Source organism: Enterobacter cloacae complex sp. FDA-CDC-AR_0164 (assembly GCF_003071645.1).
Taxonomy (GTDB): domain Bacteria; phylum Pseudomonadota; class Gammaproteobacteria; order Enterobacterales; family Enterobacteriaceae; genus Enterobacter; species Enterobacter ludwigii.
Genome location: NZ_CP028950.1, coordinates 850,197 through 870,375, shown reverse-complemented (window position 1 = coordinate 870,375; position 20,179 = coordinate 850,197). Strand labels below are relative to the sequence as shown.

At 53.4% G+C, this 20,179-nt stretch carries 19 protein-coding genes and 1 pseudogene; 10 read left to right on the top strand and 10 right to left on the bottom strand.

The window, feature by feature from the left end; all coding sequences use genetic code 11:
- The first annotated feature begins 180 nt into the window (after positions 1–180).
- Positions 181–633, top strand: coding sequence for a SymE family type I addiction module toxin (locus AM410_RS04275; protein WP_108647551.1), 453 nt, complete (start codon positions 181–183; stop codon positions 631–633).
- Between the two features lie 95 nt (positions 634–728).
- On the opposite strand, the gene AM410_RS04270 is transcribed toward AM410_RS04275, so the two are convergent.
- The 4 genes from AM410_RS04270 to AM410_RS04250 form a co-directional block, all read right to left on the bottom strand.
- Positions 729–1,475, bottom strand: coding sequence for an SAM-dependent methyltransferase (locus tag AM410_RS04270; RefSeq protein WP_108647549.1), 747 nt, complete (start codon positions 1,473–1,475; stop codon positions 729–731).
- 10 nt (positions 1,476–1,485) lie between these two features.
- The gene (locus AM410_RS04265) at positions 1,486–1,743 is read right to left on the bottom strand and encodes a YjhX family toxin (protein WP_014168433.1); all 258 of its coding nucleotides are present in this window, start codon (positions 1,741–1,743) and stop codon (positions 1,486–1,488) included.
- A 288-nt stretch (positions 1,744–2,031) separates the two neighbouring features.
- Positions 2,032–2,604 (bottom strand): DUF1349 domain-containing protein, encoded by a 573-nt coding sequence (locus AM410_RS04255; RefSeq protein WP_047356922.1) that lies wholly within the window; start codon positions 2,602–2,604, stop codon positions 2,032–2,034.
- Positions 2,605–2,654: 50 nt separating this feature from the next.
- Positions 2,655–3,650, bottom strand: a complete 996-nt coding sequence (locus AM410_RS04250; RefSeq protein WP_108647547.1) for a LacI family DNA-binding transcriptional regulator — start codon at positions 3,648–3,650, stop codon at positions 2,655–2,657.
- Positions 3,651–3,891: 241 nt separating this feature from the next.
- Between AM410_RS04250 and AM410_RS04245 the strand changes: the two genes are divergently transcribed.
- The 6 genes from AM410_RS04245 to AM410_RS04220 all read left to right on the top strand — a co-directional run bounded on the left by AM410_RS04245 (position 3,892) and on the right by AM410_RS04220 (position 11,534).
- Positions 3,892–5,130, top strand: a complete 1,239-nt coding sequence (locus AM410_RS04245; protein ID WP_014168436.1) for an MFS transporter — start codon at positions 3,892–3,894, stop codon at positions 5,128–5,130.
- Positions 5,131–5,149: 19 nt separating this feature from the next.
- A complete protein-coding gene (locus tag AM410_RS04240) occupies positions 5,150–6,583 on the top strand; it encodes a glycoside hydrolase family 32 protein (RefSeq protein ID WP_050737550.1) in 1,434 nt (477 codons plus the stop codon).
- Positions 6,584–6,675: 92 nt separating this feature from the next.
- On the top strand, positions 6,676–7,941 hold the full coding sequence (locus tag AM410_RS04235; protein ID WP_108647545.1) for an OmpG porin family protein: 1,266 nt from the start codon (positions 6,676–6,678) through the stop codon (positions 7,939–7,941).
- Between the two features lie 14 nt (positions 7,942–7,955).
- On the top strand, positions 7,956–9,449 hold the full coding sequence (locus AM410_RS04230) for a glycoside hydrolase family 32 protein (protein ID WP_108647543.1): 1,494 nt from the start codon (positions 7,956–7,958) through the stop codon (positions 9,447–9,449).
- Between the two features lie 12 nt (positions 9,450–9,461).
- A complete protein-coding gene (locus AM410_RS04225) occupies positions 9,462–10,475 on the top strand; it encodes an OmpG porin family protein (RefSeq protein WP_063925699.1) in 1,014 nt (337 codons plus the stop codon).
- A gap of 108 nt (positions 10,476–10,583) precedes the next feature.
- Positions 10,584–11,534: an aminoimidazole riboside kinase gene (locus AM410_RS04220; protein ID WP_108647541.1), complete on the top strand. Its 951-nt coding sequence runs from the start codon at positions 10,584–10,586 to the stop codon at positions 11,532–11,534.
- A gap of 272 nt (positions 11,535–11,806) precedes the next feature.
- On the opposite strand, the gene guaD is transcribed toward AM410_RS04220, so the two are convergent.
- From guaD to trpS, 5 genes and pseudogenes are all read right to left on the bottom strand, one after another.
- The gene (gene guaD / locus AM410_RS04215) at positions 11,807–13,186 is read right to left on the bottom strand and encodes a guanine deaminase (RefSeq protein ID WP_181012751.1); all 1,380 of its coding nucleotides are present in this window, start codon (positions 13,184–13,186) and stop codon (positions 11,807–11,809) included.
- Positions 13,187–13,247: 61 nt separating this feature from the next.
- Positions 13,248–13,694, bottom strand: a complete 447-nt coding sequence (locus AM410_RS04210) for a hypothetical protein (RefSeq protein WP_108647537.1) — start codon at positions 13,692–13,694, stop codon at positions 13,248–13,250.
- A gap of 401 nt (positions 13,695–14,095) precedes the next feature.
- On the bottom strand, positions 14,096–14,434 hold the full coding sequence (locus AM410_RS24290) for a hypothetical protein (RefSeq protein ID WP_108647536.1): 339 nt from the start codon (positions 14,432–14,434) through the stop codon (positions 14,096–14,098).
- A 40-nt stretch (positions 14,435–14,474) separates the two neighbouring features.
- Positions 14,475–14,642, bottom strand: a pseudogene (locus AM410_RS24075) (hypothetical protein); the annotation flags it as partial.
- Positions 14,643–14,815: 173 nt separating this feature from the next.
- Positions 14,816–15,820 (bottom strand): tryptophan--tRNA ligase, encoded by a 1,005-nt coding sequence (gene trpS / locus AM410_RS04195; RefSeq protein WP_108647534.1) that lies wholly within the window; start codon positions 15,818–15,820, stop codon positions 14,816–14,818.
- Between the two features lie 199 nt (positions 15,821–16,019).
- Between trpS and fosA the strand changes: the two genes are divergently transcribed.
- On the top strand, positions 16,020–16,445 hold the full coding sequence (gene fosA / locus AM410_RS04190) for a FosA/FosA2 family fosfomycin resistance glutathione transferase (RefSeq protein ID WP_047743480.1): 426 nt from the start codon (positions 16,020–16,022) through the stop codon (positions 16,443–16,445).
- On the opposite strand, the gene AM410_RS04185 is transcribed toward fosA, so the two are convergent.
- Positions 16,431–17,438, bottom strand: coding sequence for a LacI family DNA-binding transcriptional regulator (locus AM410_RS04185; RefSeq protein ID WP_014168446.1), 1,008 nt, complete (start codon positions 17,436–17,438; stop codon positions 16,431–16,433). The two genes, fosA and AM410_RS04185, sit on opposite strands and share 15 nt — an antisense overlap.
- 185 nt (positions 17,439–17,623) lie before the next feature.
- On the opposite strand from AM410_RS04185, the gene AM410_RS04180 reads away from it, so the two are divergent.
- On the top strand, positions 17,624–18,712 hold the full coding sequence (locus AM410_RS04180; RefSeq protein WP_108647532.1) for a cellulase family glycosylhydrolase: 1,089 nt from the start codon (positions 17,624–17,626) through the stop codon (positions 18,710–18,712).
- Positions 18,713–18,757: 45 nt separating this feature from the next.
- A complete protein-coding gene (locus tag AM410_RS04175; protein WP_020885339.1) occupies positions 18,758–20,152 on the top strand; it encodes an MFS transporter in 1,395 nt (464 codons plus the stop codon).
- Positions 20,153–20,179: the final 27 nt, after the last annotated feature.

Below are 20,179 nucleotides of genomic sequence, written 5' to 3'. Positions count from 1 at the left end.
TTTTTTAAATTTACCCCACCAAAAAACGCTGTATTTATATTCAGCCCTGTATAATACACATCAGAAATTACGCCGAACGGCAAAGGAAGTATCAGAGAAATTTAAAGAGAGAATTCGCGATATGAAGGTGCTGCAACACCCCCATACCGCTAACCACTACCAACTAAGAAGGAGTTGAAAATGGCTGCGCCGAATTTTAAGCCAGAGTTTACGGTTTGCAAAATAGAATCAGATGCTTTCACCGGCATGATTGAAAACCGCGAGCTGGTACGCAAAAACAGTACCCGCCGACTTCACGGCAACCAGACCAGTGCCGCGCCAGTCCATCCCCGCGCAGAAACGCCGGAAGCAAGTTCCGCCTGCTGTGAATTCTATGCCCGGATAGATAATAAATATCTTCCGCTGGGGGGAGACTGGCTAACCCGGGCAGGGTTTATCAGCGGTATGCCGGTTAAAATCCGGGTGATGAAAGACTGTATTGTGATCACGCCGCAGCATACAAGAGAATTATGGGGATGCCTGGAAGGGATGAGTGTGGTGAATATCAATAAACAAAAAGTCGCTCAGTGGTTAAAAACATTTCCAGGGGCGTTAAATGATACGGGCGATATCCCGGTGATTAAGCGTGGGTAAACGTGACGGAATCCGCGTTCATATTATCCTGAGCCGCCTTAATACCTGATGCGTGAAGGCGGTATAGTCGTTAAGGCTATACCGCCTGTTTCAGGCTATCGGGCAATCAACGCAAACACCCCCCAGCCAAAGTACTCTCGTGTGTAGGTGACGTGGCGTTTGGGCGCAATTGTCAGCTCCGCCCGAACTTCTTGTGCAAAGTCATCGTCAGGGTTTTCCGCCAGCCAGCGACGCAGGGTCATCCATTTCGCCGCTTCGTATCTGTCCCAGCCTTCCTGGTCTGCGAGGACCATTTCCACCAGGTCATAGCCCTGCGCGTCGAACGAGGCGACCAGGTCGGGCAGGGTGAGAAAGTCTGCGATGGACGAGACGCCGCAGGCCTGGGCTACCTCATCGCTCGCAGGAACCTGACGCCAGTAGGGTTCACCGATGAGTATCATCCCGCCAGGCCGGAGGCTTTTTGCCAGCAGCGCCATTGTTCCGGCGACGCCGCTGGCAATCCAGGTGGCGCCTACGCAGGCCGCCACATCACATTTTTCATCTGCGACGTATCCGGCCGCATCGTCATGAATAAAACGCACGCGCTCGCTGACGCCGAGTTCATCAGCACGGCGCGTTGCCTGTTCGGTGAAAAGTCGGCTCATGTCGATGCCGGTGCCGGTAATGCCGTGATCGCGCGCCCAGGTGCAGAGCATCTCCCCCGAGCCGCTGCCGAGATCGAGAATGCGCGTGCCTGGCTTCATGCGTAACACGCGGCCCAGCGTGGCGTACTTTTCCGGGGTGAACGGGTTATGAATGCGGTGTTCGCTTTCGCTGACGGTAAAAATACGTGGGATATCCATCATCCTCTCCTTAACGATTATCTGGCTGGGCACGAACGCTGTTCAGCCCGGTCGTGTTAATGCGGTAGGGCTGACCGTTGACGGACTTGATCAGCTTTTTGGTTTTGAGTTTTTTGAAGACGGCGAGCGTGCAGTCGGCGAGCAACAGCCCTTCGCGGCTGTAGCATTCAACGGCGGTGACGCGGCCTGAGCTATCGCGGACGTGCGCAATACGTCCACCTTTGGCGAGAACGTGTAAGGTACGTTGTTCCTGACGGGATAAATTCATACTGGAAAACCTGTTTAATCATCATGTGCAAAACGTGCAAACACACCGCGGTGTCCGCATTCGATTTCGGCGCATTGATAATCAGTCCGGCCTGAAAGGTCGGGGAGCTGATTATCGGATGATGACATTCTCCAGCATCAAAGCCTCGGGTTGAGTTGAGAGGTATTTACGGGGTGAATAATATCACCTGTTTATTTTAAGGGAATGGTCGGGTGGGAAAAGTGTGATCCAGGTGGAAGCTCAGGCAGCGCCATCAACGGCTCGTAGAACCGGATGGCGCGATGTAAATCAGCTGAGATCGTGCAGCGCTTTATCCATGGCCGGAGCGAGACTGAAATCACTAAACTCGACGGCTAAGCCGCTGCGTTCAGGCGTGCAGCACATGACACCGACTTTCACTGGCCCCGACGGGAAATGGCATAAACGCAGCAAAGGCCACGAAAGCCCGTCTGCTGAGTACTGTAACCGCAACGCGTCTCCCTTGCGGGTCAGGCGAAGCCAGAACTCCCGGGGGTTACCCGGGAAGATACCGGTTGCCCAGTCGGAGGCCTGTAACGTCAGTACGCTGCCAATGGCCGGCGCGCCATCATTGTATTCAATCCCGGCCTTGAGCCAGTGTTGCTCGTCCGACATCAGCATGATCCCCGCCTGGTCATAGAGCGTGCTGAAATCAGCGCGGATTTGAGTCTGAAACGTGAAATCACCCGCCGCGTCAGTCGCGTAGATGTGGCCCGAGAAACGCTCGAATCCGTACCACGTATGGCGCCAGAAATCGGTGTGGTCGTCGGTCACGACCGATAACGTGTTGTTCTCGCTATGCCATTCGGCGGGTTCGTTTATCCAGTAAAATTCGTTTTGCATAATGTCCCCAGGTGACTGTCAAAAGGTTGTCGGTATGCGGCCTCTCTTGCTCAACAGGATTCGCGCCTGAGCCAGGGGCTCTCGACCAGCACCTTATCCTTGTGGGTGTCGCCATTGATAATGTGCAGGGTACTTAAGCGCCCAATCTCATAATGCGGCAGTTGGACCGTGGATAGCGGGGGTAAAAACAAATTTCCGATGCCGACAAGATTATCGTAGCCAAGAACAGCAATATCCTGTGGGATTCGGATACCCTGCGTTAACAGCGTCTGATACACCATGAAGGCAATACGGTCGTTACCACAGATGACTGAATCAAATTGCGGTTTCCCCTGAACGATATGCGCCAGCAGCATCTCCGGAATATCCCGGTAGTGCTCATCGCCGAATTGCATATAGCAGTGCTCAAGCGTATCAGGATCGATACCGGCTTCACGGCAGGCGCGATCAAGCCCCCGACGGCGGCGACGCGTCGCCAGATGGTTGACAGGTAAATGCAGGCAGAGAGGGCGGCTGTATCCCGCCGCCAGCAAGGCCTGTACGGCCGTATACTGGCCTTGTTCATCGTCAGGTATATAGCTGGCAACCGGTTCTCCCGTGTTCTCGCAGTTGGCCAGAACGCAAGGGTGCTCCAGTAGCCGGGGAGGGATGCTCACTTCACGCAGCCCCATGGTGGTGAAAATGATCCCCCCGGGCCGGTGGGCGAGCAGCAGGTCGACAATATCGTCAGGGTTATCATCGGTAAACATATTCACCACGAAGCTGTTCCAGCCATACGCCCGTGCGGTTTCTTCGATAGACAGCGTGATTTCTACCGAAAAAGGGGTGGTGACGGTATCCAGCGCCAGCACACCGATGGTTTTGTTCCGGGAGCCGACACGACGAACCTGCCGGGCTGAGAGGTCAGGCACGTAATTTAACTGCAGGATCGCCTCCTGCACACGGGACAGGGTTTCAGGCTTTACGCGTTTCGGGTCATTGAGCACCCGTGAAACCGTCATGAGCGATACATTGGCCAATTTGGCCACATCTTTTAAAGACGCCATAGCTTTCCATTATCTGAATGCATTCGACCCGGTAAGGTGTTGTGAGCCAATGCGAATGTCCTATTCTAGGCACCGACACCCAGGGTTACGCAAGTCACGCTCAAAAGTTTGAGCGCGATCTCAACACATTAATGTTAACGTTAACTTTTGTGATTAACATCGAGTATCACATCAAAATCGAGTGTACGCCTGAAATGTTAACGTTACCATCTTAGCATATCCTTCTTGCGAGATTACGTAGATGAAAAAACGGCCTACTCGAAGTTACATGCTGCTCAGCGCTCTGCTGTTCTTTTTCTTTGTGACCTGGTCCTCATCAAGTTCACTTCTCTCAATCTGGCTTCACCAGGAAGTGGGGCTAAAGGCATCGGAAACCGGCATTATTTTTTCCGTGTTATCCGTCTCCGCGCTCTTCGCACAGGTCTGTTATGGCTTTATCCAGGACCGACTTGGTCTGCGCAAACATTTGTTATGGTTTATCACCGCGTTGTTGATCCTCTCCGGCCCGGCTTATCTGCTTTTTAGCTACTTGCTGAGCGTTAATATTCTGCTGGGCAGCGTATTCGGGGGCTTATTTATTGGGCTGACGTTTAATGGCGGTATCGGCGTTCTGGAGTCCTATACCGAGCGCGTTGCGCGTCAGAGTACCTTTGAGTTTGGGCGGGCACGCATGTGGGGGTCTCTGGGCTGGGCGGTTGCCACGTTTTTTGCCGGGTTACTGTTTAATATCAACCCTGACCTTAACTTCCTGGTGGCGTCATGCTCAGGGTTAATCTTCTTCTGTCTGCTGGCCCGCTTAAAGGTGGCCGCGCCGGCAAGCATGGAGAAACTCGAAATTGGCGCTAAAAAAGTTTCTCTGGAAGACGCCCTGCGTCTGCTGACTCTGCCGCGCTTCTGGGCGCTGATATTCTTCGTGGTCGGAACCTGCATTTACGGCGTATACGATCAGCAATTCCCGGTCTATTTCTCGTCACAGTTCCCGACATTACGAGAAGGGAACGAGATGTTTGGCTATTTAAACTCTTTCCAGGTCTTTCTTGAGGCCGCGGGTATGTTTTGTGCGCCGTGGCTGGTTAATCGCATTGGCGCTAAAAATGGCCTGATATTCGCAGGAATGGTGATGGCGCTGCGCATGATTGCTTCCGGGCTGGTGGAAGGCCCCTTGCTTATCTCCATTACCAAACTGCTTCACGCGGTCGAACTGCCAATATTGTTAGTCGCCATATTTAAATACAACAGCCTGAATTTCGACAAACGTCTCTCCTCCACCATTTATCTGGTGGGATTTGCCTGCACCAGCTCCGTCATTGGCACTGTCTTGTCCCCGCTGGCAGGCTTTAGCTATGAGAGATTTGGCTTCGCCCAATCCTATCTGATCATGGGCATCATGGTGTTCAGCACCACGTTTATTTCCATTTTCCTTTTGCGCTCAACTAAATCCTCATCTGAGCCATCTTTTCTGCAGCAAAACGCTGTGTAATGTACTGAGAGTAAAGACGATGACATCCTTATTAGAACAGGCTGAACAGGTGCTTGAAAAAGCACAATCCGGGATTAATCCGCGCTGGTATCCGCGCTATCACCTCGCCCCTCGCGCAGGCTGGATGAATGATCCTAATGGCCTGGTATGGTTTGACGGCTGGTATCACGCCTTTTATCAACACCATCCCTATTCCCCGAAATGGGGACCGATGCACTGGGGACACGCCCGAAGCAAAGATCTGGTGCATTGGGAACATCTGCCCGTCGCGCTAGCGCCGGAAGGCCCGGCGGACAAAGACGGCTGTTTCTCCGGCTCCGCCGTGGTGGACGGCGATACGCTGGCGCTCATCTACACCGGACATAAATTTCACGGCCCGTCGGACACAGACGACAACCTCTACCAAGTGCAGTGTCTGGCGACCAGTCGTGACGGCATCCATTTTGAACGGCACGGCAGGGTGATTGATACACCGCCCGGACTGCATCACTTTCGCGATCCGAAGGTGTGGCGCGAAGGGGAGTTCTGGTACATGGTTGTCGGCTCCCGCGTGGAAAATACCGGCCAGGTGCGCCTGTACCGTTCCACCGATCTCCGCGAATGGCATGACGAGGGTATTTTCGCCGAGGCTGATGCAGGCAAGGGCTTTATGTGGGAATGCCCGGATTTCTTCACCCTGGGAGAGAAGCGTGTCCTGATGTTCTCGCCGCAGGGCATGGCGGCGGAAGGGTATCACTATCGCAACCTGTTCCAGAGTGGCTATTTACTTGGGGACTGGCAGCCAGGTCAACCGTTCACCCACAGCGGACAATTTACTGAGCTGGACCATGGCCACGACTTTTATGCCCCGCAGAGTTTCGTGACCCCGGATGGCCGACGCATTGTCATCGGGTGGCTGGATATGTGGGAATCACCGATGCCCGAACAGCAGGATGGCTGGGCCGGAATGCTCTCGCTTCCGCGCGAATTAAGCCTTGTCGATGGCCGGGTGAGAATGAAACCGGCTGCCGAAGTGACCGCGCTGCGTGGCAGCTATTATCCCACGCCCGTCCGCTGCCTGAACAATCAGAACGTCCTTGTCGCGGCAGATGCTGACGCGGTCGAAGTACAGCTGGCATGGGATTTGAGCGCATCGACGGCTGAACAGTTTGGTATCGCGTTGGGCGACGGGCTGAGAATTTACGTCGACGATCAGGCCGGGCGTCTGGTGGTGGAGCGCCGCTATCCGGAATATTCGCTGGAAGGCACGCGCAGTATTCCGCTACCAGCGGACAGCGTTCTGTCACTGCGAATTTTTATTGACCGCTCATCGGTGGAAGTTTTTGTTAACGATGGTGACGCTTGCTTAAGCAGTCGTATTTATCCGCAGCCGGGCGAGCGCGATATTTCATTGTTTGCAAATCAGGGTGTGGCCTCATTATACGATGCGGGATACTGGTCTTTAGATAAATAATTCTCCGTTCCGACCTGTTTCTTGCAGGGTGAGTTTTTATTTCTGCCAGTCTCTGGCTGGCATGTTATTGTCTGGAATAATGAGAGAGCAAAATGGATGAAAGCGTAATACCTCAAAATTGCATTACCGCGAAAGATAAAAACATATTTGTTCCAGGAAAACAGACGCTGGCATTAATGGTGACATTAGCGGCATTTCCTGCCATTGCTGAAGACGTTACAGGAAACTATCAAAGCTATTTTCAGGATGAATCAGACACCAACGGTACGAGTGTATCATCAGCCAATAACGGTAATGAACAATCGTCCCTTCATGCTTCGTCTTCTCCGGTTGCTGCAGGTCAACAACCTGAACTCACGACCTCGCCAAAGCCCGTGACGTTATCGGCGCACGCGGAGAATAAAAAAGCGGAAGTGAAAAAGCGTTCTAAAGGGGATAACCCCGAAGACGTCAGTCTGTTGCGTTTAAGGCAGGAAGATCCGCCGGTTCACTGGAACAGTATCGGTCGTAATATGGAAGTGGGTGGCCTGCACGGAAACATCGGGTCTCAGATAGAAATTGACGATGTTCGCTGGAGCAATAATAAGAAAAACAGCGGCAAGTTTAAACTCGCCACCATTCAGGCTTTTTTAAGGCACGATGAATTGCCTAACTGGTATTTCGGTTTCTGGAATGCCAGAGAAGACAGTTATAAAGGACAGTTCAGTAATCAGGACTATCAAGGCACCAATACTATCAATGAATTTTTTGTGGGCCATATTTTCGAAACCTGGCGAGGTAATATCGGTACGGAAGTTATGGTCGGCTCCGAAACGGCAACGAAACGCTGGAAAAACCGGTTCAAGGTCTGGCAGGACCTGCGACTGTCCAACAAATGGAGCCTGGCCGGATACGCGTATGGCGAATATCAGCCTCAGGGTAATGAACCGGGGAATGGCGATCTGGAGCAGTACATTTTCGAAATTGAGCCAGCCATTCAATACCGCGTGAATCCGGATCTCGGACTCTATTTGCGACCCTATTATTACCATAACCGCCAGGAACGTCAGAGCTGGGGCGATATTGTCGAAGAAGAATGGAAAGTCACGGCTGGGCTCTGGCGAAACTGGTATCCATTATTAACCTCCCTGTATGTTGGATTTGGCCAGGACAAAATAGATAACGCCAGCAATGCCAGCGAAGTTTTCTATGACGGTCGGTATAAGTTTATCGGTGGCACGCTGAGTTATCCGGTATTTGGTGAAGTGCGATTATACGGTGAATTCAAAGCACAATTTACGAAAGAAACCGGGCTTTGGACATCGACCGGTCACTCATGGAACCCGTTTACCGTGGTTGGCGTGAATTATAACTTCTGACATTCAGGTGTAGCATGAAAAAATTAATAGTTGCGGCATCTGTCGCGCTGCTTGCGCTTTCACTCGGCAATAATCCTGCCTGGGCGCAGCCTTCGAAAGAAACATTACAGAATAAAAGTATCACCCATATTAATGGCTTTTTCCCGCGGGTTGACGGTTCATTTGTGGGCGACCCCATGCCCGTTTTTAACGATGACAAATTTGATATTTATTATCTTAATGATGTCCGCGGCGGCAGCGATCTGGGGGTACATGCTTTTCATCTCTTGTCGAGTGCCAACTTGTATGACTATCAGAACCATTCCGAAGTGATCCCCTACGTTAACGACGTTGACGATCCTGAACTGTTATTGGGAACCGGTTCGATTATTAAAGTCGGCGATACCTGGCATGCCTGGTACACCGCACACAATGAAAATGTGTTCCCGGTTGAGTCTATTATGCACGCGACCAGTAAGGACCGCCTTCACTGGGTGAAACACCCGCAGGACACCATTTTACCCGGCGGTAACTATCGGGGTAATGATTTCCGGGACCCTCACGTCGTTTGGGTTGAGGAAAAGAAAGAATACTGGATGTTAATTACTACCCGCAGTAACGGTCGTGGGGTTATTGCCCGGTACAGTTCAACGGATTTAACGCACTGGGAAGATCGCGGCGTATTTTTTGATAACGACACCATCACCAGCAATGCCAACCTCGAATGCCCGACACTGGTTTACTTCAACGGACGCTGGTATCTCAGCTTTAGCGACCAATGGCCGTTACGCCTGACACAATACCGGGTTGCGGATAATCCGGAGGGGCCGTGGCGGAAACTGGGCAATTATGTGGTCGACGGCTCGGGTTTTTACGCGGGTAAACTGGTACTCAAAAACGATCGCCTGTTTGTTTTCGGCTGGATCCCGACGAAAGCCGGTAACCGTGACAGCGGCAACATTGACTGGGCAGGGAATCTGGTTGCTCATGAGCTCACCGCAGATGACCAGGGCCAGCTCAACAGCATCCTGCCCCAGGAGCTTCAGAAGGTCATCAGTGAGAATCCTGGTCCGGTGACCACCTTAACGAGCACCAAAACGCTTAAAACGGCCACGTCGTTCGGCCCCTTACAGTCGGCGCTGTACCCGGCCTTGCCTGAACGCGGTGAGTTGAGCGCAACTATTGATGTTCCTTCTGCCGGAATGGTGATGAGCTTTGGTCTGACCGACGACAGAGTCAGTGATGCGATGCTGAACGTTGTGTTCAATAAGAGCAAAGGAAAAGTCTATTTTTTCAACGCGCCGCTCGCGTCGATTCATCAGGCTAACGCGGAATCCTGGGTAGATGTTCCGATCGGGGAAAAAATTGAGTTACGCGTTCTCATTCAAAACTCAATTGCTGTCTTTTATATAAACAATAAAGCGGCATTCAGTACCCGGATGTATTCCATGCAAGAAAAGCCGTGGAGTATTAGCCTGCCTCAAAACGACCATTTTCACGCGACGTTGAAAATAAAAGAAATGATTTAACGGGATATTATTATGAAAAACTATCATGCCCTGTCTGTTATTTTTGCTCTTCTGTTTCCCGCGCTGGCGAATGCGAGCATGAGCATCATGAAGGATCCCTCGGGAAAGGTTGTTGCCGTGGATCCGTGGTCCTATCTGGATGAAGAGGTTATGTGGACCTCAGCCCGCTCCTCCAATCCTGCCGGTGGCCGCGTTCATGGCCAACTGAAGATGAAATATGCCATTGAGGACAATAACTGGCGTAACAGCCATTTCCACAACGGGAATGATTCACTGACGTTTGTACAAGGCGTGATGCGACACGATGCGTTACCCGGTTGGTATCTGGCTTTTTCTGAGGGCAGAACCACCCACTATAACGGGACGTGGGAGGATCAGTCTTACCTCAGCCAAAACCAGTGGACTCAGTTGATCATCGGCCATGAATATTTTTACAAACGTCTGCGCTATGGCTGGGATGTCATGGGTGGAAGCGCCTCAATCGAGGACCGCTGGCAAGGCCGCGTTAAGTTCTTTACCGATCTTCGGGTTACGGACAATTTCTCATTCTTTAACTATTTGTATCAGCAGATCGATCACCGCCGCAGCGGTGGATCGCAAAATGACCGCGACGTGCGTTCATTTCAGATTGAGCCTGGCGTGCAATATATTATTAATAACACCACCGGCGTCTGGTTCCGCCAGCAATTTGCCTCTGCCATTTTAGACAGGGCGCAGTGGGGCGATATTGACGAAAAAAGCTGGACCACGTCTGTCGGCGTCTGGCGCAACTGGGGGAAATTATCCACAACGCTCAGCGGCGGGTATGGCCATTATAAGAAATACAATGCGCAGCCTGAAGATGGCGAAGTCTTCCAGAATACCCGCAACCGCTTCCTGAAGGTATCGGCGAATTACCCTTTGACCTCTCGTTTTACCGTGTCCGGAGAAGTTACTGGCTCGTTGATAAAACAGGACGGAAGCTGGGTGACCCACGGTGAGGCTATTACCACCGAATATAAGCTGATGCTGGATTATAACTTTTAAACCGTATGCCTGGATAATCCATGGCACCTGTTCACGCTTAAGCACTATTAAAAAACTGACCTTCCCGCAGGTCACATTTAAAAAGTTAATTATTATTGAGGAAATGTCATGAATATCTGGACTCTTGGCGATGCAGTGGTGGATCTTCTACCGCTTTCAGACATGCAATATCAGGCCTGCGCAGGAGGTGCCCCGTTCAATGTGGCAATTGGCGCTGCGCGTCTGGGCTGCCAGAGTGGTTTTATTGGCCGGGTCGGTGAGGATGACTTTGGTTATTTTCTGAAGAAAACGTTGTCTGACGCAGGCGTTTCAACCGAAAGTCTGCAGTTGGATAATCAGCACAGAACCAGCACGGTATTGGTCTCTCTGGGCCGCGCTGGCGAGCGTGGATTTACGTTTTTAACCAACCCCTCCGCGGATCAATTTTTAACGCCCGATGCGCTGCCCGGTTTTAGCGACGATATTCTGCACTTCTGCTCTTTGGCCCTGGTCGCCGAAACGTGTCGTCATACGCTCGTCACCGCCATCAGCCATGTAAAACAGCGTGGGGGATTACTGAGTTTCGACGTGAATTTACGGGAGCAAATGTGGCCCGATAAGCATGAAATGCTCGAGACGGTGCGTCATTTCGCCGCGCAGGCCGACATTCTTAAACTCTCGGAAGAAGAATGGCACTGGATGACAGGCTCTCACGATTTTTCCCATGCGCTTAATGCTCTCAATGCTCTGCCCGCGCAACTCAAAGTCGTGACCTACGGTGAGCAAGGTGCCATGGTGCTGTGGCGCGACAGCGTTATTCATTTCGACGGTTATACCGTCAACAGTATTGATACAACCGGGGCTGGCGACGCGTTTGTCGCAGGGTTGCTGGCCTGGATTGCACATCGCGGGATGCCGCAGAATGTTGAACAACTCCACCAGTCCATGGCTCAGGCCAGCGCCTGCGGTGCCCTCGCGACAACGCGCAAAGGGGCGCTGACCGCGCTACCTGATACCAACGCGCTCAATACCTTTATCACTCGATTCTCGCTACCGGATTACGAGGTGAAAAAGGGCTAAAAAGGATGAGAACATGTTTGGCTGGGGCGCGCATTTTCGTGGAGACGTGTACTCAAGTCATTTCAAACTTAGCAGGGAAGACGACAATGGCCGAATACGGGGGGCAAACAGGTCGCTGCAAAACTTCAACTCCCCGCTTGCTGGTTCAGCCATGCGGATAATCCCTGCTTCGTGTTTACACCAGGCTCGCTTCTGGCATACCTCTCCCTGAGAAAAGGAAAGCATTTCACAGGGAGCCACGATGATGCCGCAGACGGTGCCGCTGTATGACCTTACTGAACTTTCACGGCTTTTCCGTCTACCCAGACACGGCTGATGTTATTTCGCCTGGCGTTAAAGATGATTTTTTGCAGTTTATCTTCAGGCTGGTCTTCAGCAGGATGAATATAAATATCGCTTCCTGCAGCCCGGGTATCGATAACGATGGCATCGAACTGGTATCCGACCTCCAGCTTTCCTACAGGCAGCTCAAGCACGCCACCCGCACCGGCTGTCGCCAACCAGAATGCTTCCTTGAAGCTGACTGCCGAGCCTGGTCTGCCGCGGTGTTCCGGTTTGATACGGGCATCGACGCCATCATTCAGGGCTTTACTGGCGGTGATGGCATGGCGGCAGGCATCAAATACCGAGGGGCTATGGCCACCGGCAATATCGGTGCCTAACCCGACGTTCAGTCCACGGTCCAGCATTGCTCGCAGAGGGAATACTGCATTGGCAAAATAGAAATTTGAAAGGGGGCAGTGCGCGACGCCAGCCCCGGTTTTCTTAATCAGGTCAGCATCGTCATCTTCAATGTGGTTTGAATGCGCGAGGATGGTTTTTTGGGTCAACAGGCCAAAATCATGCAGCGCCACGGTGTCCGTTTTCCCCAGGCGTTCTTTAACGTAACCATGTTCCCAGTCACTTTCTGAGCAATGGGTTTGCACGTGGCAGCCTGTTTCTTTCGCCACCGTGCCCAGTCTTTTCAGCAGGTCGTCCGTGCAGGAGGGAATAAACCGCGGGGTGATAACCGGGAGCACACGTTTTGCCGTATTGCCGGGTAACTCTGCGACAGCGCGAATAAATGCACGCGTTTCCGCCTCGGCCGATGCCGCCGTTTCGTCCCGATAATAGTCAGGGCACTGGGAGGGATCGTCCATCGCGACGCGGCCCACCAGGGCGCGCTGCCCCTGGGCCAGGCATATGCGGGCCAACTCGACGCTGCTTTCAGTGTGCAGGGTGGCGAAGTAGACGGCGGTGGTTGTGCCGTTCGCCAACAACGCGCTGACCAGTTCCGTATAATTTCGGCGGGCAAAATCGACGTCGGCGTATCGGGCTTCCAGCGGGAACGTGTAGTCATTCAGCCACTTCTCAAGCGGTTTATCCAGCGCCTTGCCCATCTGAGGCCACTGCGGGGCGTGGACATGCAAATCGATCAGGCCGGGCAGAAGATACTGGTCAGAAGAGAGTTCAGTGAGCTTACCCGCTTTACGGGCGGCGTCACGTACGTGCCGGAACGCGCCATCGTTATGTTGAATAATATCCACAATGGTGCCGCTACCGTCGATACAGAACAGCGTGTCGGTGAAGTGAATTACATTTTCCTTTGATTTTGCCGTATAGCCCTGCGCGCTAACAACCCGTTGCCAGGGGAATGCGTGGTAGGTGTTCATCTGTTTGTCCTTTTTCACGATTATGCTTAAGGGAAAATGTCCCGGATGGCAGTAGGATTTTTCAGGTCGCAGGATCCTGAACTATCCAGACCCCCGTGTTCTGCCTGATATCCGGTTTAATGGCGCCCTGGCGCTGGTTGTAGACAAAGGTGCCGGTCCTGTCGCTCAGGCAGACGAGCGTGAGGGTAAACAGTGTCGTCTGGCCCTGAAAATCCTCCTCCGCTTCCAGAACACCTACGCTGTGTGCCAGGCCTGTTTGGCTTTTAAAAACTTCATAACGGTATTTCCCTTGCACCTTATTGCCTGTGCGCAAGATATGGCTGGTATACGTATCGTCAGTGAACTCCAGCCGGAGCAGGCTATCGGCATTGGGGTTTTGCACAGACCATAGCGGACCCGTTTTATTGATAAAGATTTTGCCGGAGAGCGTCTCCGGTACGTTGCAGGTCGCCTGAGTAAATAGCGGAAGCGCCAGCAGTACTGAAAGTAATGTTATCCTGAGTTTCATCTTATTTGTCCATCTCTTTGCCGGAGGAGAGGTAGGGCATCTTCCATGCATTCATTTTTATTCGTTAAAAATCCTGGCACAAAAATGAAATACATCAATAAATCGAAAGGTTAATAAGATGGCGAAAGTTGAGGCTATTAAAGAGATAGCAATGATTTATTCCGCTGGGCATGCTTTATAAGCCGAAGGGTGGATGCGGTAGTGTGTCTGGCAGGGCATGATTAAGAAAAATGACGAAATGACTGTTGTCTTATTGTCGGTTTGAATGGCTTTTTTATCGCGGTATTTTTCATATACTTCGTGTTGTGGTGAATCCCCCTGTGCGGTGGGGCATAATTTATAGGTTAACGTCATTATGCGGGCTTTGCTCACCGGGAGGCACCCGGCACCACACTGTTCTATTAAATGTTTATAAAAGAAGGTAGATATAACATTGCCACGACCCATATTAATAAGCCAGGAATTTTCAAAGGCCACGGCTCAAGGATAGCTATGCAAGCAAATGCACCTACCACGAGCACAGGGCCTGATAACACGTTCAGGATCCCACCTAAAGTAAGTATCTTTCCTGGCAGTAATCTATTGAGTACTAATGAAATAATGTAAGCACTCATAGTAATGATGGAAAAGGCGATTGTTTTATCATGCCATGTGTCGAATTCAATCCAGCAAAGACTATAGGCAAAAATTAAATATGAGCAAAGAAGCAGGTTTATAATTGGGATGGTAAACTTACTCATATGACCCTGCCGTAGTGTTTGTTTTTGGTTTTTCTATTGTTATTTTCTCAGTCTTGTGTGTATATCGTGTGTCCGTGTCAACGATACCATAAACCCGATATCCATAATCTAACGGTACAGATAGCCCTCCATTTATAAGTCCAGTCACGGTATCAGGCGAGGAGATTATATTGCATAATCTCCTCGCTATATCTTCTACGTCAGCCATAGTATCTCTTTAAATCTGTTATAAAGAGTAATATCGATGTAATATTAATGCAATTAAAGCAATTTATATAATCTACACGAAAAATTAAGAATTATTAGGGGCATTAATATTATCTTAAATGAGACAATAAGCGGTTTCATGCCAATCCCACGCACTCCACCGCTCAAACTAACTTAACTAAACACCGGCACCCCCAGCCCAACCTTCACCTCCTTTAGCGTCCCCTGCGTCACCGCCTGCGCCCGTTCCGTGCCGCGCTTCAGCATCGCCATCAGCTCCCCTTTATCCTGCATGTACATCGCCCTCCGTTCCCGCATCGGTGCAATCAGCTCCTGCAGGCACGCCTCCAGCTCGTTCTTGCATGCCCGGTCACCCAGTCCGCCCGCCTGATAATGTGCCTTCATCGCTGCCACTTTCGCTTTGTCCGGATGAAACGCGTCGAGGTAGGTAAACACCACGTTTCCCTCAATCTGCCCCGGGTCGCTCACCTTCAGGTGGTTCGGGTCGGTGTACATGGCACTGACCGCACGGTGAATCGTCTCTTCACTGGCGGAAAGGTGCAGGGTGTTGCCCAGTGATTTCGACATCTTGGCGCTGCCGTCGATGCCGGGCAGGCGGCCGGTGTCGCTGAGCATCGCTTTGCAGTGGCGCAGCACCGGGGCAGGCAACAGGCTATTCATCTTGTGCACAATCTCATTGGTCTGCTCAATCATCGGCAGCTGGTCGTCGCCGACGGGGACGCACTCGGCTTTGAACGCAGTGATGTCCGCCGCCTGGCTGATGGGGTAGGCCATAAAACCAACCGGCAGCGAGCGGGCAAAGCCTTTCTGCGCAATCTCGTTTTTCACCGTCGGGTTACGCTCGACACGGGCGACGGTGACGATGTTCATATACAACATTGTCAGCTCGGCGAGAGCGGGCAGGGCGGACTGCAGGCAGAGTGTCGTCAGGTTCGGGTCGATGCCGGCGGCGAGGTAGTCGGCGAGCACTTCAGGGATGTTGTCGCGGATTTTTTGCGGGTTGCTGCCGTTGTCGGTCAGCCCCTGCAGGTCGGCAATCAATACATACTGGTTATGCGTCTGCTGTAGCGCCACGCGCTGGCGCAGCGAACCGACGAAATGGCCCAGGTGCAGCGGGCCGGTTGGGCGGTCGCCGGTGAGGATGGTTTGAACGTTCATAAAGACTCCTTAATGTGCAAGTGCCGAAAGGGGTCTTAGAAATGTAAAAGCCGCCTTTCGGCGGCTATCTGAAAATGGGGAAAACTACTCCGTGCCGCCTTTAAGAAGGCAGCCACCAGCGGTTTACGGTGAGCACGGCGTGGTTTATGTTCATGAAGTTACCGTACCACGTCTGGCGCAAAAAACAAAAGGGCACGTCATGCTGCAATCACTCAACCATCTGACCCTCGCGGTCAGCGACCTGCAAAAAAGCGTTACCTTCTGGCACGAGCTGCTGGGGCTGACGCTGCACGCCCGCTGGAATACCGGGGCCTATCTTACCTGCGGCGATCTGTGGGTCTGCCTGTCGTACGACGAGGCGCGCCAGTATGTGCCGCCGCAGGAGAGCGACTATACCCACTACGCGTTTACCGTGGCGGCGGAAGATTTTGAGCCGTTCTCGCACAAGCTGGAGCAGGCGGGCGTTACCGTCTGGAAGCAAAACAAAAGCGAGGGGGCATCGTTCTATTTTCTCGACCCGGACGGGCACAAGCTGGAACTGCACGTGGGCAGCCTCGCCGCGCGGCTGGCGGCGTGCCGGGAGAAACCCTATGCCGGAATGGTCTTCACCTCAGACGAGGCTTGATGTCCGTACCTTCAGCCTGCCCGCCAGCGTCACGTGGGTGGCGGCATCTTCCTGATTGCACAGGTACTCCACCGCCAGCCGTCCCAGTTCGCTGTAGGGAAGCTGGATACTGGTCAGCGGTGGGGTGAGTTGCTCGGAGATCTTCTGGTCGTCGTAGCCCGCCAGCAGCATATCCTGCGGGATGCGCACGCCGTTTACCGCCAGCGCCTGATAGCAGCCGATCGCCAGCCAGTCGCTGGCGCAGAAGATGGCGTCCGGGCGTTCGTCCAGCGCCAGCAGAGAGGTGGTGGCGGTAAAGGATTCGCTGAACTGCCAGTTGGTCTGGCGCACCAGACTCTCGTCACAGGCTAAACCGGCCTGCTGTAAGGCGGCCTGATAGCCGGCCAGCCGCTGGCGGGAGGCCTCCATCCAGCTCTCGCCGGTGATGTGGGCGATACGCGTAGCACCGCAGGCGATCAGGTGTTTGGTCACCTGGAAGGCGTTGGCGTAGTCGTCCGGAATAAACGACGGCAGCAGCGGCGAGCCGGGATCGCGCTGATTGAGCAGCACCAGTGGAATGCGGGTGCAGTCCTGAAAAGCGGTCATGTCGACAAGGGTGGTAACGGGGGAGGCGAGGATAATCCCCACGCAGTTGCGCTTCTCCAGCTGGCGGATAATGTTCAGCGCCAGCTCTACGTCATCACCGTAGTCGTACACCGTCAGCAGCGCTTCGTTGCGCCATGCGGCTTCCCGCGCCTGGCTGATGGCATCGATAAAGGGATCAAAGCTTTGCAGGGAACTTACCAGCAGGGCGATTTCCTCCTGGTTGCGCGGGGCGTGAATGGCAGGCAGGCGGTCATAACCGAGCTCGGTCGCCACGCCGATCACCCGCTGGCGGGTCTCGTCGCTGAGCTTGATGTTACGGGACTGGTTGAGCACCAGCGATACCGTCGCCTGCGACACCCCCGCCGCCCGCGCAATATCGTTCATCGTGACTTTTGTTTTTCGCTTCATCCGTCCTCTCCCTCTCGCGACACCGCATCATACCCTAACTGTTCGCTTACGCGCCGTCGATCACGTTTCTTATTCGCGCCTGCATGAACTTTGTGAAGGCTGTCGCTTTTCGGAGCGTCATGAATTGCGCATTTATCCCGCAACTAATATTTATTAGCTAAATATTATCAGTAAGAGGACGCGTAATGAAAGAGCAGTGGAGCAGGGAGCAGGCACAGGCGTGGTATGAACAAAAAGGCTGGCTGTGTGGGTTTAACTATTTACCGTCGACGGCGGTGAACTGGACCGATATCTGGCAGGAAGAGACCTTCGATGCCGATACCATTGACCGCGAACTGGGCTGGGCGGCGGAGGCGGGCTACAACACCCTGCGCATCAACCTGCCGTTTATTGTCTGGGAACACGACCGCGACGGCCTGATGGCGCGCATCGACGCGTTTCTGGCGATGGCCGACAGCCACGGGTTCAGCACCATGCTGACCCTGATGGACGACTGCGGTTTCTCCGGCGATGAACCGTATCTGGGGCCGCAAAAACCGCCGGTACCGGGCAAGCACAACAGCCAGGCGGCAGCGAGCCCGGGGCGCGATAAAGTCTGCAATCCCGACTGCTGGCCGCAGATTGAGCGCTATATCCGCGACGTTATTCGCCAGTTCCGCGACGATGAGCGCGTACTGCTATGGGATCTGTATAACGAGCCGGGCAACCGCGGCATTTTTGCGACCGGTACGCAGGAGGTGCAGTACGACGCGAAGCTGGAGGCCTGCGCGCATGAGCTGATGAAGCTGGCGTTCCGGTGGGTGCGTGAAGAGGATCCCACTCAGCCGCTCACCGTCTGCGCGTGGCGTCTGCCGGCGGAAGAGGAGGGCGAGACGTTTTATCAGCATCCGCTGGATCAAACCGCGCTGGCGCTATCCGACGTGGTGAGCTTCCACGCTTACACCAACACCGGACGCATGACCGCGATTATCCAGCAGCTGCAGGCGCTTGGGCGGCCAATCTTCTGCACCGAATGGCTGGCCCGCCACGTGGGCAGCACCCTCGAGGAGCAGCTCCCGCTGATGTACACGGCGAAGGTCGCGCCGTATCAATGGGGGCTGGTGCGCGGTAAAACCCAGACGTGGCTGCCGTGGCCGGTGGTGATGAAGGAGTCTACGGACTACTGCCGCCTCTGGTTCCACGACGTCTTTGAGGAGAACGGTATCCCGTTCTCGCGCAGTGAAATGGCCTTAATGAAGAAGCTCCGTAAGATCGCCCCGAAAGCGCAGGGCTAATAATATCGACCCGGCGGTCTGCCGCCGGGCAACCAGGTACGCACTATGGCAATGACAATGAAAATACCGTCTCGCGAGTTGTGGTCTTATTTTGGTTATGGATTAGGTCAGTGTTTTAGCTTTGGTTTAGTGGGTTCGTTTATTAACTATTTTTACACCGACGTGCTCGGGATTTCGGCGCTGGCGGCGAGTACCATCTTCCTGATTGCCCGCGCGTGGGATGCGGTTCACGACCCGCTATTTGCCAGCATAATGGACACCATTAACACCCGGTTCGGCAAGTTTCGCCACTTTTTGCTGATCGCCCCGTTACTCATTACCGGCGTCACGCTGCTGTCGTTCTATAAAATCGAAGCGGACATGACCACCAAAATTCTCTACGCCGGGGTGACGTACATTCTGTGGGGAACGCTGTACGCCATCTCTGATATCCCGTTCTGGTCGATGTCGTCGGTGATGACTAACGACTCCGGGCAGCGCACCCGCGCGGTGACGGCGGCCATGCTGGGGGTTAACGCCGGGATCGCCTGCGCCAATATTTTCTTTCCGAAACTGGCGGCGTTCTTCGCCCAGTACAGCAACGACAAAGGCTATTTTATGGCGGCGCTGGTGATGATGCTGGTCGGCCTGCCGCTGATGCTCAACGGCTTTATGCAGATTAAGGAGCGTGTGCCGCCGAGTCCGGAAAAGGTGACGATACGTGACACTTTTCATAACCTGCGCCAGAACAAGCCGCTGTTTATCGTGCTGCTGTCGTTCTTCTTCTGCGTGTTCCATAACGTGGCCGGCGGCCTCTACATCTACTTCTTTATCAACAATATGGGTGACGGCAGTCTGCAGATGGCGATCGGCGTGATGGGGATTATGGCGGCGGTGGTGTGTCTCGTCGCCCCGATGCTGACGCGCAGGATGCAGAAGCGGAAGCTGTTTATGATCCTCTGCGGACTGGATGTCGCGGTACGCGTGGTGATGTGGTTTGTGGGCTATCAGCAGACGGCGATGCTGTTTATCCTGCTTGGCCTGAGTACGCTGTTTGTGATGATGTCCAACATTCTCACCTCGTCGATGATTGCCGACACCATTGAGTATGCGGAGTACCACACCCACAAGCGCTGTGCGGCGATCACCTTCTCCGGACAGACCTTTACCGGCAAGATGTCGGTGGCGGTCGGCGGTGGGTTAATCGGCGTGTTTTTGACGATGATCGGCTATGTCCCGCAGGCGCAAACCCAGAGTGACGGCGTGCTGTCGGGGCTGTTCTTTGGTATCTGTCTGCTGCCCGCCATCGGCTCGCTGATCCGGCTTGGGTTTATGTCGCGCTTTACCTTTACCGAGGAGAAGCATGCGGAGATTTGTCGGTTACTGGCGGAACGTCAGCACGAGAAAGCGCAGCAACGTGAGGGCGAGGAAAATCTGGCGCGCCCGGCCACGGTGAATTAAACATTAACGCCTGCATGGCAGGCGTTA

What these genes read in the sequence shown, in the direction of transcription:
- AM410_RS04175 (WP_020885339.1), top strand. Translation starts at nt 18,758, where the DNA reads ATGGCAATGACAATGAAAATACCGTCTCGCGAGTTGTGGTCTTATTTT.
- AM410_RS04255 (WP_047356922.1), bottom strand. Translation starts at nt 2,604, where the DNA reads ATGCAAAACGAATTTTACTGGATAAACGAACCCGCCGAATGGCATAGC.
- AM410_RS04250 (WP_108647547.1), bottom strand. Translation starts at nt 3,650, where the DNA reads ATGGCGTCTTTAAAAGATGTGGCCAAATTGGCCAATGTATCGCTCATG.
- AM410_RS04180 (WP_108647532.1), top strand. Translation starts at nt 17,624, where the DNA reads ATGAAAGAGCAGTGGAGCAGGGAGCAGGCACAGGCGTGGTATGAACAA.
- AM410_RS04220 (WP_108647541.1), top strand. Translation starts at nt 10,584, where the DNA reads ATGAATATCTGGACTCTTGGCGATGCAGTGGTGGATCTTCTACCGCTT.
- AM410_RS04265 (WP_014168433.1), bottom strand. Translation starts at nt 1,743, where the DNA reads ATGAATTTATCCCGTCAGGAACAACGTACCTTACACGTTCTCGCCAAA.
- AM410_RS04245 (WP_014168436.1), top strand. Translation starts at nt 3,892, where the DNA reads ATGAAAAAACGGCCTACTCGAAGTTACATGCTGCTCAGCGCTCTGCTG.
- guaD (WP_181012751.1), bottom strand. Translation starts at nt 13,186, where the DNA reads ATGAACACCTACCACGCATTCCCCTGGCAACGGGTTGTTAGCGCGCAG.
- AM410_RS04225 (WP_063925699.1), top strand. Translation starts at nt 9,462, where the DNA reads ATGAAAAACTATCATGCCCTGTCTGTTATTTTTGCTCTTCTGTTTCCC.
- AM410_RS04210 (WP_108647537.1), bottom strand. Translation starts at nt 13,694, where the DNA reads ATGAAACTCAGGATAACATTACTTTCAGTACTGCTGGCGCTTCCGCTA.
- AM410_RS04185 (WP_014168446.1), bottom strand. Translation starts at nt 17,438, where the DNA reads ATGAAGCGAAAAACAAAAGTCACGATGAACGATATTGCGCGGGCGGCG.
- AM410_RS04230 (WP_108647543.1), top strand. Translation starts at nt 7,956, where the DNA reads ATGAAAAAATTAATAGTTGCGGCATCTGTCGCGCTGCTTGCGCTTTCA.
- AM410_RS04240 (WP_050737550.1), top strand. Translation starts at nt 5,150, where the DNA reads ATGACATCCTTATTAGAACAGGCTGAACAGGTGCTTGAAAAAGCACAA.
- AM410_RS04275 (WP_108647551.1), top strand. Translation starts at nt 181, where the DNA reads ATGGCTGCGCCGAATTTTAAGCCAGAGTTTACGGTTTGCAAAATAGAA.
- fosA (WP_047743480.1), top strand. Translation starts at nt 16,020, where the DNA reads ATGCTGCAATCACTCAACCATCTGACCCTCGCGGTCAGCGACCTGCAA.
- AM410_RS04235 (WP_108647545.1), top strand. Translation starts at nt 6,676, where the DNA reads ATGGATGAAAGCGTAATACCTCAAAATTGCATTACCGCGAAAGATAAA.
- AM410_RS04270 (WP_108647549.1), bottom strand. Translation starts at nt 1,475, where the DNA reads ATGGATATCCCACGTATTTTTACCGTCAGCGAAAGCGAACACCGCATT.
- AM410_RS24290 (WP_108647536.1), bottom strand. Translation starts at nt 14,434, where the DNA reads ATGAGTAAGTTTACCATCCCAATTATAAACCTGCTTCTTTGCTCATAT.
- trpS (WP_108647534.1), bottom strand. Translation starts at nt 15,820, where the DNA reads ATGAACGTTCAAACCATCCTCACCGGCGACCGCCCAACCGGCCCGCTG.